This is a genomic window from Actinotalea sp. Marseille-Q4924 (assembly GCF_916618755.1).
Taxonomy (GTDB): domain Bacteria; phylum Actinomycetota; class Actinomycetes; order Actinomycetales; family Cellulomonadaceae; genus Actinotalea.
In genome coordinates, this window is sequence record NZ_CAKAKB010000002.1 from 119,800 (window position 1) to 136,079 (window position 16,280).

The 16,280-nt window shown below is 72.3% G+C and carries 15 protein-coding genes; 9 read left to right on the forward strand and 6 right to left on the reverse strand.

What is annotated here, in order from left to right; translation table 11 throughout:
* Positions 1 to 94: 94 nt before the first annotated feature.
* From LG379_RS04845 to LG379_RS04860, 4 genes are read right to left on the reverse strand one after another with little or no spacing between them, the layout of a single operon-like run.
* Positions 95 to 508 carry a helix-turn-helix transcriptional regulator gene (locus LG379_RS04845; protein ID WP_225753466.1) on the reverse strand — a complete coding sequence of 138 codons (414 nt, stop codon included), beginning with the start codon at positions 506 to 508 and terminating at the stop codon, positions 95 to 97.
* Positions 505 to 1,407: an energy-coupling factor ABC transporter ATP-binding protein gene (locus LG379_RS04850; RefSeq protein WP_225753467.1), complete on the reverse strand. Its 903-nt coding sequence runs from the start codon at positions 1,405 to 1,407 to the stop codon at positions 505 to 507. Before LG379_RS04850 ends, LG379_RS04845 begins: the two co-directional genes overlap by 4 nt.
* A complete protein-coding gene (gene cbiQ / locus LG379_RS04855) occupies positions 1,404 to 2,285 on the reverse strand; it encodes a cobalt ECF transporter T component CbiQ (protein WP_225753468.1) in 882 nt (293 codons plus the stop codon). The genes LG379_RS04850 and cbiQ overlap by 4 nt, the downstream gene beginning before the upstream one ends.
* The gene (locus LG379_RS04860; protein WP_225753469.1) at positions 2,278 to 3,333 is read right to left on the reverse strand and encodes an energy-coupling factor ABC transporter permease; all 1,056 of its coding nucleotides are present in this window, start codon (positions 3,331 to 3,333) and stop codon (positions 2,278 to 2,280) included. Before LG379_RS04860 ends, cbiQ begins: the two co-directional genes overlap by 8 nt.
* A gap of 321 nt (positions 3,334 to 3,654) precedes the next feature.
* Between LG379_RS04860 and LG379_RS04865 the strand changes: the two genes are divergently transcribed.
* A complete protein-coding gene (locus LG379_RS04865; protein WP_225753470.1) occupies positions 3,655 to 4,842 on the forward strand; it encodes an MFS transporter in 1,188 nt (395 codons plus the stop codon).
* 82 nt (positions 4,843 to 4,924) lie between these two features.
* On the opposite strand, the gene LG379_RS04870 is transcribed toward LG379_RS04865, so the two are convergent.
* Both LG379_RS04870 and LG379_RS04875 read right to left on the reverse strand, forming a co-directional pair.
* Complete coding sequence (locus tag LG379_RS04870; protein ID WP_225753471.1) at positions 4,925 to 5,593, reverse strand: hypothetical protein; 669 nt, start codon at positions 5,591 to 5,593, stop codon at positions 4,925 to 4,927.
* Positions 5,594 to 5,698: 105 nt separating this feature from the next.
* On the reverse strand, positions 5,699 to 6,334 hold the full coding sequence (locus LG379_RS04875) for a cupin domain-containing protein (RefSeq protein ID WP_225753472.1): 636 nt from the start codon (positions 6,332 to 6,334) through the stop codon (positions 5,699 to 5,701).
* Positions 6,335 to 6,541: 207 nt separating this feature from the next.
* Here LG379_RS04875 and LG379_RS04880 point away from each other — a divergent pair, with 207 nt between their 5' ends.
* From LG379_RS04880 to LG379_RS04915, 8 genes are all read left to right on the forward strand, one after another.
* On the forward strand, positions 6,542 to 7,819 hold the full coding sequence (locus LG379_RS04880) for an MFS transporter (RefSeq protein WP_225753473.1): 1,278 nt from the start codon (positions 6,542 to 6,544) through the stop codon (positions 7,817 to 7,819).
* A gap of 167 nt (positions 7,820 to 7,986) precedes the next feature.
* Positions 7,987 to 8,715, forward strand: a complete 729-nt coding sequence (locus tag LG379_RS04885) for an isochorismatase family protein (protein WP_225753474.1) — start codon at positions 7,987 to 7,989, stop codon at positions 8,713 to 8,715.
* Positions 8,716 to 9,031: 316 nt separating this feature from the next.
* Positions 9,032 to 10,189, forward strand: a complete 1,158-nt coding sequence (locus tag LG379_RS04890) for an ABC transporter substrate-binding protein (RefSeq protein WP_225753475.1) — start codon at positions 9,032 to 9,034, stop codon at positions 10,187 to 10,189.
* The gene (locus tag LG379_RS04895) at positions 10,186 to 11,928 is read left to right on the forward strand and encodes an iron ABC transporter permease (protein ID WP_225753476.1); all 1,743 of its coding nucleotides are present in this window, start codon (positions 10,186 to 10,188) and stop codon (positions 11,926 to 11,928) included. Before LG379_RS04890 ends, LG379_RS04895 begins: the two co-directional genes overlap by 4 nt.
* A gap of 16 nt (positions 11,929 to 11,944) precedes the next feature.
* Entirely contained in the window at positions 11,945 to 13,072 is a 1,128-nt protein-coding gene (locus LG379_RS04900; protein WP_225753477.1) for an ABC transporter ATP-binding protein, read from the forward strand.
* A gap of 73 nt (positions 13,073 to 13,145) precedes the next feature.
* Complete coding sequence (locus tag LG379_RS04905) at positions 13,146 to 14,420, forward strand: MFS transporter (protein WP_225753478.1); 1,275 nt, start codon at positions 13,146 to 13,148, stop codon at positions 14,418 to 14,420.
* A gap of 170 nt (positions 14,421 to 14,590) precedes the next feature.
* Complete coding sequence (locus LG379_RS04910) at positions 14,591 to 15,127, forward strand: cupin domain-containing protein (protein ID WP_225753479.1); 537 nt, start codon at positions 14,591 to 14,593, stop codon at positions 15,125 to 15,127.
* 42 nt (positions 15,128 to 15,169) lie between these two features.
* Positions 15,170 to 16,255, forward strand: coding sequence for a tripartite tricarboxylate transporter substrate-binding protein (locus tag LG379_RS04915; protein ID WP_225753480.1), 1,086 nt, complete (start codon positions 15,170 to 15,172; stop codon positions 16,253 to 16,255).
* Positions 16,256 to 16,280: the final 25 nt, after the last annotated feature.

Consider the following 16,280-nt stretch of genomic DNA (forward strand, 5'->3'; position numbering starts at 1 on the left):
CTCGGGCCGCCGCCGGGCGGCGTTCCCTCCTCCCGCACGGCCCGGCTGACGACGCCTCACCGGTCCTCCCTGCCGCCCCCGGTGACCGGCGCGCTCAGGAGTGACGGTGCGGGCCGTGGCGGGCGCCGATGCGGTGCAGGAGGTCGTGCACCGTCTCGTCGTCGAGGCGGTAGACCACCAGGCGCCCCTCGCGGCCGGCGCGCACCCAGCCCCGCTCGCGCAGCAGGCGCAGGGCGTGGGAGACCGAGCTGTCGCTCATCCCGACCGCCGCCGCGAGGTCCGACACGCACAGGCCGCCCGTCCGGTGCAGGGCGAAGAGCAGCCGCAGCCGGGTCGGGTCGGACAGCAGGGCGAACCGGCCCGCCCAGCCCTCGAGGTCCGCGATCTCGTCGATGGCCGCGAGGGCGGCGGCGACGGCGCGCGGGTCGACGTGCCGCGCCGCCTCGTCATGGGGGGCGTCCTGGTCGCGCGGGCCAGGCTCGGTCCCCGTCCGCCCGGTGCCGATCACCGTGGCCCCGGCGCGCGGTGCGGATCGTGAGCGTCCTGGGTGTGCCGGGAGTGCTGGGCGTGCTGGGCGTGGGGCGCGTCCGGCGCAGCCCACCCGGTGACGGCCCGCAAGCCGTGGGGTGTCATGCCGAAGGGCAGCTCGAGGCGGTGGCGGCGCAGCAGGTCCTCGTCGCCGAGGAGGGCCCCCGTCGGGCCGTCGGCCACGACGGTGCCGACGTCGACGACGACCGTGCGCGGGCACAGCTCGAGGGCGAGCGGAACGTCGTGGGTGATGACGAGCTGGGTCACCGGCAGGCCGCGCAGCACCTCGACGAGCTCGCGTCGCCCGGCCGGGTCGAGGTTGCTCGTCGGCTCGTCGAGGACGAGCACGTCCGGGTCGGTGGCCAGGACCGTCGCCACGGCGACCCGGCGGCGCTGGCCGAGCGACAGGTGGTGCGGGGGCCTGCCCTCGACGCCGGCCATCCCGACCGCTGTCAGGGCACCGTGCACCCGATCCTCCAGCTCGTCGCCGGTCACGCCCAGGTTCGCCGGCCCGAACGCGACGTCGTCCCAGACGGTCTGCGAGAACAGCTGGTCGTCCGGGTCCTGGAACACCAGGCCGACGCGGCGTCGGATCTCCCGCAGCGTGGCGCGGTCCTGGGGGGCCAGGCGCAGCCCGCCGACGTCGACCGTGCCCGCGCCACCGGACAGGATGCCGTTCAGGTGCAGGGCGAGCGTCGTCTTCCCGGCGCCGTTCGGGCCGAGCAGCGCGACGCGCTCCCCGCGCTCCATCACGAGGTCCACGCCGTGCAGCGCCTGGCGCCCGTCGGGATAGGCGAACGCCAGGCCCCGGACGGCCAGGGCGGGGGGTGCCGGCGTCGTCGTCCCGATGTCATGGAGTGCCGTGACCGGGTGGCTCATGCGAGCACCCACCCGACCGCGAGGGTCGTGGCCGCGAGGACGGGCAGGACCGCGGCCACGGCGGGGTGCGTCGTGGCGACAGGACGGGCGGCAGCGATCCGGAGCCCGCTCCCGCCACCGCGCGCCAGCATCGCCAGGTGCACGCGCTCCCCGCGCTCGTAGGTCCGGACGAAGAGGGCGCCGGCGACGCGCACCGCCGCCGCGAGCCGCGCCCGCCGCTGCGGGGGCAGTCCGCGCGCCTCCTGGGCGACCTGCATCCGGTGCAGGTCCTGCCGGACGATCCCGAGGTACCGCACCATGAAGGAGACGATCGCCACGAGCGTCCCGGGGACGCGCAGCGTGCGCAGGGCCGCGACGAGGTCGGGGACCGTCGTGGTCCTCGCCAGCACGACCGACGCGACCACGCCGAGGGTCGCCTTCGCCAGGACGTTCCATCCCGCGAGGAGCCCGGCCGCCGACAGGCTGAGCCCGAGCACCTCGGTGCGGGGCCCGAGCGCGACGAAGGGCAGGACGACGGCGAACGTCACGAACGGCAGCTCCACGCTCATGCCGCGCAGCACGGTCCGGGCGGGCAGCCGGGCAGCGACGACGGCGGCGAGGAGCAGGACCGCGTAGACGCCGAAGGCCCAGAACCAGGCCGCCGGCGTCGCCACGACGACGAGGACGAGGGCGACGTGCGCCACGAGCTTCGCCGGCGCCGGGAGGCGGTGCACCGGCGACGGGGCGCCGGCACCTGGCGGGGCCGGACGGCTGCGGGCGAGACGCGCGGGAGGCTCGGTGACCCGGTCGACGAGCCCGACCGCGCCCTGGGAGGCGACGGGGCCGACGGCCTCGACGAGGCCGACGCTGTGACGGTGCACGCCCGGCCGGTCAGCCACGAGGTGCTCCGACGGCGCCGGACACCCCGCGCCGGGAGCGCCCGGCCAGACGGAAGAGCGCCAGACCGACCACCACCGTGGCCGCCACACCGACCAGGCCCGCCGCCCACACCGGGATGCCGCCGACCGCGCCGTAGTCGGCGAGCGCGGACGTGCCGAGCAGGTGGTCCCTGGCCGTGCCGAGGAAGCCGGTCTGCTCGGCGACCTGCTCGAGGCCGTCCGGGTCGGAGCTGGCGAGCGGGGCGCCGACGACGACCAGGAGCACGCTCGCGACGGCCAGCCCGGCAAGGACGACGCGGGGCGCGGGTCGGCGCCGGGGACCGCCGGAGGTCGGGCGGCCGTGCACCGGGCCCCCGCCGGCGCTCGGGAGCGGCTCCCCGGATGCGCTCGTGAGGACCGGTCGCAGGTCGTGCACGGCCCGGACGAGGTCGGGACGGACGGCCACCACGGCGCCGACCGTGAGCGCCGTGATCGTCGCCTCGCCTGCACCGATGAGTGCGTGCCAGCCGAGCATCGCTGCCGTGAGGGCGCCCAGCGGGACCGGCGCGGCACCGCCGGCCGCGTAGAGGGCCACGAAGAGCGCGGCCGCCGCGACCACGGAGGCGAAGGCCCCGACCGCCGAGGCGGGGACCGCGGAGCGCGGTCGGCGGGGGAGCAGGCGCAGCGCTGCCCGCGTCGCGAACCACCCGACCGCGACGGCGGTCACGCCGAGGAGGGTGATGTTCGTCCCGAGGGCCGTCAGGCCGCCGTCGGCGAAGAGCAGAGCCTGGACGAGGAGGACGACGGAGACGCTGAGGACGGCCGTCCACGGCCCGACGAGAACCGCGGCGAGCGCCCCGCCCATGAGGTGCCCGCTCGTGCCGAGGCCGACGGGGAAGTTGACCATCTGGCCCGCGAACACGAACGCGGCCGTCATGCCGGCGAGCGGGACGGCCCGCTCGTCGAGCTCGTGCCGGCCGCGGTGCAGGGCCACGCCGATCGCCGTCGCGGCCACGACGCCCGTGGTCAGGGAGGTCGGGACGTCGAGGAAGCCGTCAGGGACGTGCACAGGTGGTCCTCCGGGACTGGGGGCACGACCACGACCTCAGCGTCGTGATTCTGTATCCAACATATGCACACCTGAGCGGATGTTCAAGTATCCCTTCGCACCCGGGTCCAGGGCGGCTCGACGGACGACGGCCCCCGGTCCAGTACTGACCCGCGAACGCCCCGGCCGAGGAGCTCCTCGTCGGCGGGCGTCGCGGCTTGGGCGCAGCGCGCCGAAGGGTGTATCTATGTATCCAAGATACGCGTGCGCCGACGCGCGCGGTCCGCGCCGAGCGACGCGGGCGGCCGCCGGCGGGGTCCCCGAGCGAAGGGTGGTTCCACGGTGGTCGAGCTCTCACGCCGAGAACGGATCGTCGCCTACACCACCGGCGGCTTCGGCCTCAGCATGAACGCCATCCTCTATCTCCTGGTGCCCCTGCGTGCGTCCGAGCTCGGGGCGAGCATCGGCGTCATCGGGCTGCTCGTCGGCACGAAGGCCCTTGCCGAGACGGTGCTCTCGGTGCCGATCGGCGCCTTCATGGACCGCACCGGCCCCCGGAAGGCCCTCCTCATCGGCACGCTCGGCACCGCGGTCATCGGCGTGGCGATGGCGCTCGCGCCGTCCGTCCTCCTGCTGTTCGTGCTCCAGCTGGCGATGGGGGTGGTCCGGCCGCTGGGCTGGTTGGGCGGCCAGTCGTACGCCGCCGGGATGCGCGGGGGGAAGTCCCGCGCCTACGACACGGGCAAGTTCGGCTTCGCCGCGAACGTCGGCCAGATCGTGGCGCCGCTCGTCGCGGGTGCTGTTGCCGGCCTCGCGGGCACGGCGGCGGCGTTCCTCGTCGTCGTGGCGTGGGGCCTGGTCTTCTTCGCCCTCTCCTGGACGCTGCCGGACGCGGGCCGGGCCGCGACGACGAAGGACAGCGGGTCCGGCTTCGGCGCCGCCGGGACGCTCCTGCGCATCCAGGGTGTGCAGGTCGTCATGCTGCTGACCTTCACCCGGCTCTGGATCCCGGCCGTGTGGTCGGCCTTCTTCCCGCTCTACCTCGTGAGCGAGGGCCTCTCGCCGGCGCTCGCGGGCTCCGTCCTGTCGTTCATGGGCGTCGCGGCGAGCGTGACCTCGCTGCTGACCGGTCGTATCGCGGCGCTGGGCGGCCCGATCGGTGTCACCGCGTTCTCGCTGCTCGTGTCGCTGCTCGGGGTCGGGCTCTCCGGGGTGTGGGCATCGGTCCCGCTCGCGTACGTCGTCGCGGCCCTCGTCGGCTTCGGCCAGGGGCTGAGCCTGCCGATGCTCATCACTCTCACCAGCCAGGCGGTGCCCGCCGAGGTGCGGAGCCTTGCCCTCGGGCTGCGCTCCGGTGTGAACCAGGCAGCCGCGACGCTCGCGCCCGTCATCGTCGGCCCGCTCATCGGTGCCACCGGCGCCGGCGTCGGGTTCCCCGTGGCCGCCGTCATCGGGGGGCTGTTCATCGCCGGTGCCCTGGCCAGGGGTCGGGGAGCGGTCGTGGAGGACGCGGAGAGGCCCGCGACCTGACCGCCGGGAGGAGCCGGCGGCCGGTCGCGGGCCCGTCGAGCGGCCCGGGAGCGACGACGCGGAGACGCACGTCCCCGGGCCGTCAGGCCCAGCTGTCCCAGACGGCGCCGCAGTCGCCGCACTCCACGAGGATCGGTGTGGCGCCCCGCGCGTCGGGCTCGGAGCGGCTGATCTCGAACGCGGCCGCGGAGCCGCACTCCGGGCAGCTCTCGCCCTGGACCGCCCTGTGCCCGGCTTCGACGGGCGTCTCGGCCACCTCGACCCGGTAGGAGACGCCGAAGACGACGACGCCGCCCCCGCTCTGGTCCAGCACCGCCTGGACGTCGCTGTCCGTGGTGGGGTTGAGGTCGCCGTCCTGCACGGCGACGATCACGTGCGGTGCGTCTGCGAACTCCTGCGACATGCGGGCAGCCGTGAGCGCTGCGACGTCGCCGTCCGCGTTGGCCAGGACGTGCCCCGGCACCGGCTGCGTGAGCGTCCCGGTGGGCACCGCGTCGGCCGGCAGCGCGTCCCACACGATGGCCCGCAGGCCGCGTCCGGCGTTCGCCGGGTCGACGGGGCGGAACGGCAGATCCGGCGGGACGACCTCGTGCCCGTGCCCGTGCGCGTGGCCGTGGCCGGTCCCGTGGTCGTGCCCGTGGCCGTCGTCGTGCCCTGGGTGTTCGCCACGGCCGGGCAGGGGCCCGCGGGTCTCGATGTGCGCTCCCGCCGGGGGCCGGACCGGCTCGTGCTCGTGCTCGTGATGGTCCACCGTCGCTCCTTCGTTGGGCGGCGTCCGGGGGCGGACGCGGCCAGGCGGGGTTCGGACACGGCGGTGCCCCGCGACGCCGGGGCGTGCGGGGCACCGCCGTCGTGGTCAGTCCGCGCGGGTGATGAAGCCCTCGGGACCGAACCGCACGCCGTCCTCCGGGTTGATGCTGTAGTGCGAGTACGGCGAGAACTTCTTCGCCGCGATCTCCTTCTCGACCTCCTCCATCGGCATGTGGATGCCGGCCTCGACCTTCCGGTCCAGCCCCAGCCAGTCCAGCATGCGCTTGTTGGTGATGCCCATGTAGAGAACCGGGCCGTCACCGGAGTTCACGTGCGTGTGCCACTGCATCGTGGGGATGAAGAGGAAGTCGCCCTGCTCCCAGGGGTACCGCTCGCCCTGCACCTCGCTGTGGCCGACACCCTTGATGATGTAGATCGCGGCCTCGTTGTGGTGCTTGTGCAGACGGGTCTGCTGCCCCGGGGCGAGCTCGGAGATGTGCAGCTGGATGGAGCGGAGCGGCAGGTCGACGTCGCGTGCCGGGTGGCGCCGGTCGCGGTCGGAGTACAGGTCGAGGTGCGGCTGGCGGTGGATGATCGTCTTCGCCTCGAGCGGCCGCACCTCCTCCTCGTGGTAGTGCAGCTTGCCCGTGCGGCGCGGGCCCGTCGGGTCTCCGCCGGGTGCGTGCGGGTCGTGCTCCTCGTGCCCGTGCCCGTGGCCGTGGCCGTGGTCGTGGTCCGCCATGAAGACTCCTGTCGCCGAGGGTCCGCCCGGTTGGGGACCCGGTGGTGCGATCGACGTCGGCCGGCACGGGCTGCAGGCGGTCACGGAGATCGCGGGCGGTCCCGGGCGCGCGACGTCGGGCGTGCGGGAGCCCAGCCCATCGCATCGGTGCCGGACTGTCAAGGATTCTGGATACATTATCGAGACCAGCCTGAACAGGAGGTCGAGGTGGCGCCACGGACCGGTTCCGACGCGCAGGGTGACCCCGACGCGGGCCGCCCCCGGGGGGCGTGGCGGTTGCTGGGCAACCGTCGCTTCGCTGCGTACTGGCTCGGGGGCCTGGTCTCCGGACCGGGGACGTGGTTGCACAACGTCACCGCCTCCGTCCTCGTGCTCGAGCTGACGGGCTCGCCGTTCATGGTCGGCGTCGTCAACTTCGCGACCTTCATCCCGCTCCTCCTCTTCAGCCTGCCGGCCGGCGTGCTCGGCGACCGGGTGGACCGCCGTCTGGTCGTCGGCGTGGCCTGCACGGTCGCGGGGGCGACCGCCGGGACGCTCGCCTGGGTCGCCGCCGCCGAGCGACTCAGCGCGGGTCTGCTGATCGGGTTCTGCTTCCTCCTCGGCACGGCGCAGGCCGTCAACAAGCCGGCGCACGGCGCGCTGCTCCCCACACTGGTGAGCCGTGCCGAGCTGCCGCGGGCCACCGCGCTCAACGTCCTGCAGTTCCAGTTCGGACAGGTCGCCGGACCGGGGCTGGCGTCGCTGCTGCTGCTCGTCGGGACACCGGCGCAGGCATTCGCCCTCAACGCCGTCAGCTTCCTCGGTCCCGTGGTGTCGATGGCCTTCGTCGGCCCCCGGCGGCGGCGTGGAGGGAGCACGGACGCCGCGGCCCCGCCGACGGCGCGAGCGCCCGCTCGGGCGCCGTCGATCAGCGAGGGCCTGCGGGTCATCATGGACAGCCCCGTCATGCCGGCGATGGTCCTCGCCGTCGTCCTGACGAACGGCGCGGTCGAGGCGTTGCGCACGCTCGCACCCACGATCGCCGCCGGGAGAGCGCTGCCCGAGGCGGCGGGGGTGATCATCATGGGCTACAGCGTGGGCGCGCTCCTCGGCCTCGTCGGGTTCGGCACGGTGGAGCGCCGCCTGGCGCCGGCCTGGCTGCTCCCGACGGCCTTCGCCCTGCAGGTGGTGGGGCTCGTCGGTGTCGCGGCGGCGCCGTCGCTCGCCGCTACCGTCGTCGCGGCCGCCCCGATCGGGCTGGGCTTCGCCCTGAGCACGCCGCTCCTCAGTGCGGGGCTGCAGACGCTGGCGCGGGAGGACCATCGCAGTCGCGTCATGGCGGTCTTCTCCATGGCGCACCTCGGCATGCGCCCGTTCTTCGCGCTGGCCGCCGGCGGTCTGGCGACGGTCTCCGGGGCTCCGCCGACCCTGCTCGCCTTCGCGGTGCTCGCCCTGGCCGCCGCGGTCTACACGCGCCGTCGGCGGCTCCAGCGGCCGCCCGACTGACGTGGGCCTCCGCGGTCGCGGGCACCTGTGAGGTGGAGCCCGGCCATCACTCCGGCGTCCCCGTGGACAGGAGCGCTCGGGCCGGTTGCCGCTGGATACGAAATCCAGAATACTGCGAGCACACGACCGCCGCCGGCGATCACCTCCCGACGAAGCGAGGTCACGGCATGCAGCAGCGCGTGTGGGACGCCTTCCTCACCGAGCAGGACAAGGCACACCTCGCGGCAGCAGGGACGAAGGGCACGTACGGCTTCGGCCGCAAGGCCGCGGTCCTCTCCGTCGACAACTACCGCAAGGCCATCGGCGACGAGCCGCTGCCCCTCCTGGAGTCCGTCAGGACGTGGCCCGGCAGCACCGGCCTGGCGGGGTGGGAGGCGCTGGAACGGACGCGACCCGTCCTCGCGGCAGCGCGGGCGAACGGGGTGCCCGTCATCCACGTGACCGCGCTCGACAAGGACGAGGCCGGGATGCCGGGCTGGGGCGCCCGCCTGGGCGGCCGGCACGACTCGCGGCCGCGGACGCCGGAGGAGCTGGACCGGCACCGCAGGCGACTGGACATCGTGGAGCAGGCGGCACCCGAGCCGGGTGAGGTGGTCCTGCGCAAGACGGGACCCAGCGCCTTCTTCGGCACGCCGTTGGCCGCCCACCTCATCGGGGAGGGGATCGACACCCTCATCGTCGTCGGCGAGAGCGTCAGCGGCTGCGTCCGCGCGACCGTCGTCGACGGCTGCAGCCTGCGCCTGCACATGATCGTGGTGGAGGACTGCGTCTACGACCGGCACGAGGCGTCGCGTGCCATCAACCTCTTCGACATGGACCAGAAGTACGCCGACGTCCTCGACTCGGCCCACGTCATCGCCTGGCTCGAGGGCCCGCGCCCCGTCGCTCCGGACTGAGGCGGAGCCGGCCCCACACGCCGGGCCGCTTCCTTGACGTGATGCAGATCACCCCTTACGTTCACGATCTGAATACGAAATACGGGATGTGTTCGAAGGTTTCGACCGAGAGCGCATCTCACACGGTCTCCGCTGAGCCCGGGTCGAGTCCTGGCAGCGCACCGCGGCGCATCGCGCCGCCTCCCGGTCGACGACGACCGGTCACCCCGTTCAGCCCCGCTCGTCGGCCCGTCCGACGCGCATCAGCCCGACGGTTCCCCCGCGGTGTCAACGGCGACTCCGCACCTCGGGCACAGCACGAAGGAGCCCGCACCTCATGTCCCTGCACCGCGACCGTCACCGCTCAGCGGTTCTCGCCGCCTCTGCCGGTGGTCTCCTGATCCTGGTCACCGCCTGCGCCTCGCCGACGGAGAGCACGCCGGACCCGGCCGCTGAGGGTGGGGGCGGAGGCGACGTCTGCGCCGAGAGCGCCGCCGTCGACCTGGCCGAGCGGGCCGGATCCCTCGAGGGGTCCGAGCGGGAGGACCTCCTGCTGGAGGAGGCGGTCGCCGCCCGCGACGGCGCCGTCGACTTCTACACCGAGATCAACGACCCGCAGGTCATCGTCGACGCCTTCGAGGAGAAGTACGGCGACCTGACGGTCAACGTGTACCGCGCCGGCAGCGAGCAGATCCGCCAGCGCGTGCTCGAGGAGTCCGACGCCCGCTTCTCCGGCGCTGACCTCATCGAGATGGACACGCTGGAGATGGCCATCCTCGACGAGAACGCGCTGCTCGCCCCGGCCGCCTCCCCGCTCGTGGAGGAGCTCTCGGAGGCGGCTCGGTTCGACAACTACATCGGTGACCGGCTCAGCTACATCGTCCCCGGCTGGAACACGAACGCCGTCTCCCCGGAGCAGGTGCCGCAGTCGCTGGAGGACTACGCCACGTTCGACGCGGGCAAGCTCGCGCTCGAGGGCAGCGACGTCTTCTGGTTCGCCGGGATGGTCATGCACATGGAGTCCGAGGGCAAGACCCGCGAGGAGGCCGTGCAGGTGTTCAAGGACCTGGCCGCGAACGCCGACATCACGTCGGGCCACACCACCACCACCGAGCTCGTCGTGGCGGGGCAGTACGCCATCGCCCCCAACCACTACGTCCACCGCCTGCTCGAGCTGCAGGGCAAGGGCGCGCCGATCGCGTGGGACCCGGTGAACATCCCGGTCGTCGCCGAGATCACGGCCACCTCGGTGCACTGCCTGTCGGACAACCCCGCCGCGGCCATGCTCCTGCAGGACTTCATCCTCAGCGCCGACGGCGGCCAGCAGATCTTCATCGACGAGGGCCGGACGCCGGCCAACGAGTCCATGGCCCAGGAGACGCTCGGAGGCGTCGACATCGACCCGCTGGTGGTCGACGTCGCGGACGTGGCGGACAACTACGCCGAGTGGGCGGAGCTGTGGGACGAGGTCGTCCGCGGCGGTAACGCGGCATGACGGCCCTGGTCAACGCACCGAACGCCGTCGTCGGCGACGCGGCCGCCCCCGTGGCGCCGCGTCGCCGGCGGCCCACCGCCACCGGCGTCATCGGGGTCGTGGCCCTCGTGGTCGTCGGCTACCTGGTGCTGTCCCCGCTGTTCTACCTGGTCTGGCGGGGCCTGACGACAGGTGAGGGCTTCAGCTTCGCGAACATCGTCGCGGCGTACAGCGTCTCGGGCACGCCGGAGATGGTCGGGAACTCGTTCGTCTTCGCGTTCGGCTCCGCGGCGGTGAGCGTGATCAGCGGGACGGCGCTGGCCTTCTTCTGCACCCGGACGAACGCGCCGCTCAAGCCGTTGCTCTACGCGGCGTCGATCGTGCCGCTGATCGTGCCCGGCATCCTGTTCACCATCTCGTGGGTGTTCCTGCTCAGCAAGGACATCGGCCTCATCAACGGTCTGCTGCGCCAGGTCGGGCTCGGCTTCCTGCAGGTCGACGCGTTCTCGCTGCTCGGCATGATCCTCATCGACGGCATGCACCAGGCGCCGCTGGTCTTCCTGCTCATGTTCGCGGCGTTCCGCGCCACGGATCCCGCGCTCGAGGAGTCCTCCCTCATGAGCGGGGCCACCGTGCCGCAGACGCTGCGGCGGGTGACGATCCCGCTCGTCCGACCGGCGCTCTTCGGGGCCATCCTCATCAGCGTCGTGCGTGGGCTCGAGTCCTTCGAGACGCCCGCGGTGCTGGGGATCCCCGCGGACGTCTGGGTGTTCACGTCCCGGATCTTCCACGCGCTGGGCAGCTATCCCGTGCGATACGACATCGCGTCGATCTACTCCATCACACTGCTGATCCTGACCGTGGCGGGCCTGCTGTTCGTGCAGCGAGTCAACCGTCGTGGCGAGCGCTTCGCGACCATCTCGGGCAAGGGCTTCCGGCCCCGGCCGATGGACCTGGGCGCGTGGCGCTGGCCGGTGTCGATCCTCTTCGCCCTGTACTTCCTCACGGTCGTGGTGCTGCCGCTGGCGATGCTGGTGTGGATGTCGCTCCTGCCGTACTACCAGCAGCCGACGAGCGCCGCCGCGTGGGGCACGGTCAGCCTCGACAACTACGCCCGCATCCTGACGATGCCCGGCATCGTGCAGTCCATCCAGAACTCGAGCCTGCTCGCGGTGGGCAGCGCGACGGCGGTCATGCTGCTCATGAGCGTCGTGGCGTGGCTCTCCCTGAAGTCCGGGTTCCGGGGGCGCCGGTACTTCGACACGCTCGCGAGCGTGCCGCTCGCCGTCCCCGGGCTGGTGCTCGGCGTGGCCCTGATCTTCATCTACCTGCGCTCGCCCCTGCCGATCTACGGGACGCTGTTCATCCTGTTCATCGCCTACGTGACCCGGTACATGCCCTTCGGCATGCGGTACGCGAGCGCCTCCCTGACGCAGATCAGCTCCGAGCTCGAGGACTCGGCGCACATGTCCGGCGCCACCTGGTTCGACACGTTCCGCCGGGTCGTGATCCCGCTGATGATGCCCGGGATCGTCGCGGGCTGGGTCTACGTGATGATCGTGTCCATCCGCGAGCTGTCGAGCTCGATCCTTCTCTACTCCCACGGCTCCCGGGTCCTCTCGGTGTCCATCTGGGAGCTGTGGGAGAACGGCGAGACCGGGGTGCTGGCGGCGCTCGGCGTCGTCATGGTCGTCGCTCTCATGATCCTCGTCGCCATCGCCTACAAGGTCGGCGCGCGCATCGGCGTGCGCGACACCTGACAGAAGGAGCCCACGCATGCTGCGTGTCGAGAACCTCGCCAAGGCCTTCCACGACGAGTCGCGGTCGGGGCGCGTCTTCGCCGTGGACCACATCGACCTCCAGGTCGACGAGGGGGAGTTCTTCACCCTCCTGGGCCCGTCGGGCTGCGGCAAGACCACCACCCTGCGGTGCATCGCCGGGCTGGAGAGCCCCGACGCGGGCGAGATCGTCGTCGACGACCGCGTCATGTACTCCGGGACCCGCAAGGTCGCCGTGCCGGCGAACGACCGCAACCTCGGCATGGTGTTCCAGAGCTACGCGATCTGGCCGCACATGAACGTGTTCGACAACGTGGCGTTCCCGCTGCGAGTGGGCAAGCGACGCAGGACGTCGAAGGCGGAGGTCACCGAGCGCGTCGAGCGAGCACTGGCGGTCGTCGAGCTCGACCAGCTCGCGGGTCGGTTCGCGACGAAGCTCTCGGGTGGCCAGCAGCAGCGGCTCGCGCTCGCACGTGCCCTGGTCATCGAGCCGGCGCTGCTGCTGCTCGACGAGCCGCTGTCGAACCTCGACGCGAAGCTGCGCGAGTCGCTCCGCTTCGAGCTCAAGCGCCTCCAGCGCGAGCAGGGCATCACGACCGTCTACGTGACGCACGACCAGTCCGAGGCGCTGTCGATGTCGAACAAGGTCGCCGTCATGCACGACGGCAAGGTCAGCCAGGTCGGGGACCCGTTCGAGATCTACCTGCACCCGGCCAACGCGTTCGTCGCGGACTTCGTCGGCACCACCAACTTCATCGAGGGTGTCGTCGAGCACCGCGACGGGGAGGCCTGGCGGGTCCGCACGCCCGACGGCCACGTGATGGTGGGCAAGGTGGTGGACACGGAGCCCGGGGACCGCTGCATGGTCAGCATCCGGCCCGAGCACATCGAGGTCAGCCCCGGGGCCGGGATCGGTCTGAACACCTTCGCGGGCGAGATCCGGACCCGGCTCTTCACCGGTGAGGCGATGATGTACCAGGTGCAGCTCGGCTCGGCGCAGCTCAGCTGCCGGACCCCCGCGGCGCTGCGCTACCCGTCGGGCACGCCGGTCAGCGTCCACCTGCCGACGCGGCACGCGATCGCGCTGCCGTGGACCCAGGACCGCGCCATGGCTGCGGCCTCATGAGGTCTGTGCCCCAGCACTGACCCAGCAGCGCGTCGTCGTGCGCTGTCCGCTCCAGGCAGGTGAGGAGGTGAGGGTGAGCGTCCGGAACCGGCTCACAGCCCTGCGCACGCGGATGTTCCGCTCGTTCTCGCAGCGCAACTACCGCACCTACTTCGCCGGGCACAGCGTCTCCGTCGCGGGGACGTGGATGCAGCGGATCGGTCAGGACTGGCTGCTCCTGGAGCTGACCGGGAGCCCGCTCGTGCTGGGGATCTCCCTGTTCTGCCAGTTCCTGCCGGTGCTCCTGCTCAGCGCCTGGGGCGGGGTCCTCGTCGACCGGACCGACACGCGGCGGCTCCTCATGGTCACGCAGGCCCTGCAGGCCGCGCTCGCGGCGACGCTCGCCGTGGTGACGCTCACCGGGGTCGTCACGGTGATGTGGGTCTACGTGCTCGCCGTCGGCCTCGGCGTGGTGAGCGCGGTGGACGTCCCCGCTCGCCAGACGTTCGTCTCGGAGCTCGTCGACGACGCGGACATCGTCAACGCCCAGGCCCTGACGGGCGTCATGCACAACCTCGGCCGCCTCCTCGGCCCCGCCGTGGCCGGCGTCCTCATCCTCCTCGTCGGCGTCGGCGTGACCTTCGTCGTCAACGCCGTCTCGTTCGTGGCGGTGCTCGTGAGCCTCACCGCGATCGACGTCGGGCGGCTCCACGCCGTGCCGGTCCAGCCGCGCGGGCGCGGCCAGCTGCGCGAGGGGGTCTCCTACGTGTGGCGGACGCCGGAGCTCCGGGCGACGCTGCTCATCGTCGCGATCGTCTCCTTGCTCGGGCAGAACTTCCGCGTGGTGTTCCCCGTGCTGGCGTCGGAGACGTTCGACGGCGACGCCGGTACGTACGGCGTCATCACCTCCGCGCTCGGCATCGGCGCGGTCCTCGGGTCGTTCGCCAGCGCGGCCGCCACCCGTGCCGACTCGTGGCGGTTCCTGTGGACGTGCGTCGGCTTCGGTGCGGCCAACCTCCTCGTCGCGGTCAGCCCGACGCTCGGGATGGCGCTCGTCGCCGTCGCGCTGCTCGGCGTCACCAACCTCATGCTCAACGTGCTGGGTCGGGCCATCCTCCTGGTGAACACGGTCCCGCAGATGCGCGGACGTGTGATCGCCCTCCACTCGACGGTGTTCCTCGGCGCGACACCGTTCGGCGGCGTGGCGGTCGGTGCGCTGGTGGAGGTCGGCGGCGCCCGATCGGGGCTGGTTCTCGCCGCGGTCTCCGCGGTCGTCGTGGCGGCGGCCGCGTTCCCGGCCCTGCGGCGGGTCCGTGCCGCGCGGGAGGAGGCGCCGCGAGCGGTGGCGGCTGGAGAGACGCCGGCATGACCTTCGCAGCCCAGGCGTGAACCAAACGGCCTGGGTCCTCAGGCTCCGGAGACCTTGACCCGTAGATTGTATTCAGTATCATCAACATGTTGGTAAGCACGCGACCCCGTCGGCGTCGAGGGCGACGCCACGCCTCGTCGGGCGCGGCCGAGTGGAAAGAGGACCAACCCATGACAGACCTGACCCCCGTTGTGAAGGGCGCACCGGACATCTCCGAGGTCGAGAAGCGGGACCAGCCGCTGAGCACGGCCTACAACAGCGAGATGGGCCCGCGCGAGTCCTGGAACAAGAAGAACCCGCCGACCGAGGCGGTCATCATCAAGAACCTCAAGACGACGGAGCTCACGCCCCGCGAGTACCGCAACACGAAGGCGCGCTTCTACCGCCTCGGCCACGACGTCCGCCTGCAGCCGCACCTGAGCGAGCTGCCCCCGCTGGGCGCCTCGGTCAACCACCGCCACACCACCGAGGCGGTCATCTACATCGTCTCCGGCGTCGGGCACTCCGTCATCAGCTGGGACGGCGAGAACGAGCACCGGATCGACTGGGAAGAGGGCGACATGTTCAGCTTCCCGGTCTGGATGTGGCACCAGCACTTCAACGACAGCGAGACGGAGTCCTGCCGCTACCTGGCCATCCAGGACACCTTCGCGATCAAGGCGCTCGGACTGCACGCGATCGAGCGGTTCCCCGAGAACAAGGCCTGACACCCACCCACTGGTCCGCACTGCGATCGAAGCGAGGACGGCATGCGTACACACAACACCAGGCGGCGAGCCCTCATGGGCGTCACCGCTGCTGCAGCGGCGATGACGCTCGCGGCATGCACATCCGGTGACGGGGGCGGACTGGGGGACGAGCCGGAGGAGACTGCGGCAGGGGGCGGTGAGACTGCGGCGCCCACGGAGGAGGCCGACGCCTGCGCCGCCCTCGACGGCGAGACGGTCACCATGGTCGTGCCGTACAACCCCGGCGGAGGCTTCGACACGTTCGTCCGGACCCTTGAGCCGCACCTCGAGGAGCAGCTTGAGGGCGTCCAGGTGAACGTCGAGAACCGGCCCGGTGGCGGCGGGCTCGTCGGAGCCAACTCGGTGTTCCAGAGCAGCCCGGACGACCTGACGATCGGGCTGATCAACTACCCGGGTGCGGTGTTCGCCGAGATCACCGAGCAGGAGGGTGCGACCTTCGACAACTCCGAGTGGACCGTCCTCGGACGGCTGGCGGCCCTGCCGCCTCTCGTATACACGGGGGCTGACACCGGGCTGACCGACTTCGAATCCATCCTCTCGGCCGAGGAGCCGGTCACGTTCGGCATCGGCGGCGTCGGCTCCGACGCCTACTACGTCGCCGTCGTGCTCTCGGAGGTCTTCGGCTTCCCGAACGAGATCATCGGTGGGTACCCCGGTAGCTCCGAGGCCGACGCGGCGCTCATCGTCGGCGAGGTCGACGCGTCGATCAACTCCGGTGCCGTCGCGGTGCAGACGGTGGAGAACTCCGGCGCCAACCCCGTCGTCGCTGTGAGCACCGAGCCTCTCGCCGAGCTTCCAGACGTGCCCCTGATCACCGACTTCGACTCGGACCAGCCGGACGTCCTCTCGGCGCTCGCCTCCATGTCGGACCTCGAGCGCATCGTCGTCGGCCCGCCCGGCATGGACGAGGGGGTCACGGAGTGCCTCGCCGGCGCGATCTACGCGGCCGCGACGGAGACCTCTTACGGCGAGGAGATGGAGGCCGCCGGGTCCCCGGCGGACCCGCTGCCGCGCGAGGAGACCGTGCAGCTGCTCGAGGAGGTCACCGGCTCCCTGGACGCGCTGCGCGAGCTGCTCCAGAGCTGAGGGCCCACCGAGGGGTGCGGGGGTC

What these genes read in the sequence shown, in the direction of transcription:
- LG379_RS04850 (WP_225753467.1), bottom strand. Translation starts at nt 1,407, where the DNA reads ATGAGCCACCCGGTCACGGCACTCCATGACATCGGGACGACGACGCCG.
- LG379_RS04875 (WP_225753472.1), bottom strand. Translation starts at nt 6,334, where the DNA reads ATGGCGGACCACGACCACGGCCACGGCCACGGGCACGGGCACGAGGAG.
- LG379_RS04885 (WP_225753474.1), top strand. Translation starts at nt 7,987, where the DNA reads ATGCAGCAGCGCGTGTGGGACGCCTTCCTCACCGAGCAGGACAAGGCA.
- LG379_RS04890 (WP_225753475.1), top strand. Translation starts at nt 9,032, where the DNA reads ATGTCCCTGCACCGCGACCGTCACCGCTCAGCGGTTCTCGCCGCCTCT.
- LG379_RS04895 (WP_225753476.1), top strand. Translation starts at nt 10,186, where the DNA reads ATGACGGCCCTGGTCAACGCACCGAACGCCGTCGTCGGCGACGCGGCC.
- LG379_RS04900 (WP_225753477.1), top strand. Translation starts at nt 11,945, where the DNA reads ATGCTGCGTGTCGAGAACCTCGCCAAGGCCTTCCACGACGAGTCGCGG.
- LG379_RS04910 (WP_225753479.1), top strand. Translation starts at nt 14,591, where the DNA reads ATGACAGACCTGACCCCCGTTGTGAAGGGCGCACCGGACATCTCCGAG.
- LG379_RS04915 (WP_225753480.1), top strand. Translation starts at nt 15,170, where the DNA reads ATGCGTACACACAACACCAGGCGGCGAGCCCTCATGGGCGTCACCGCT.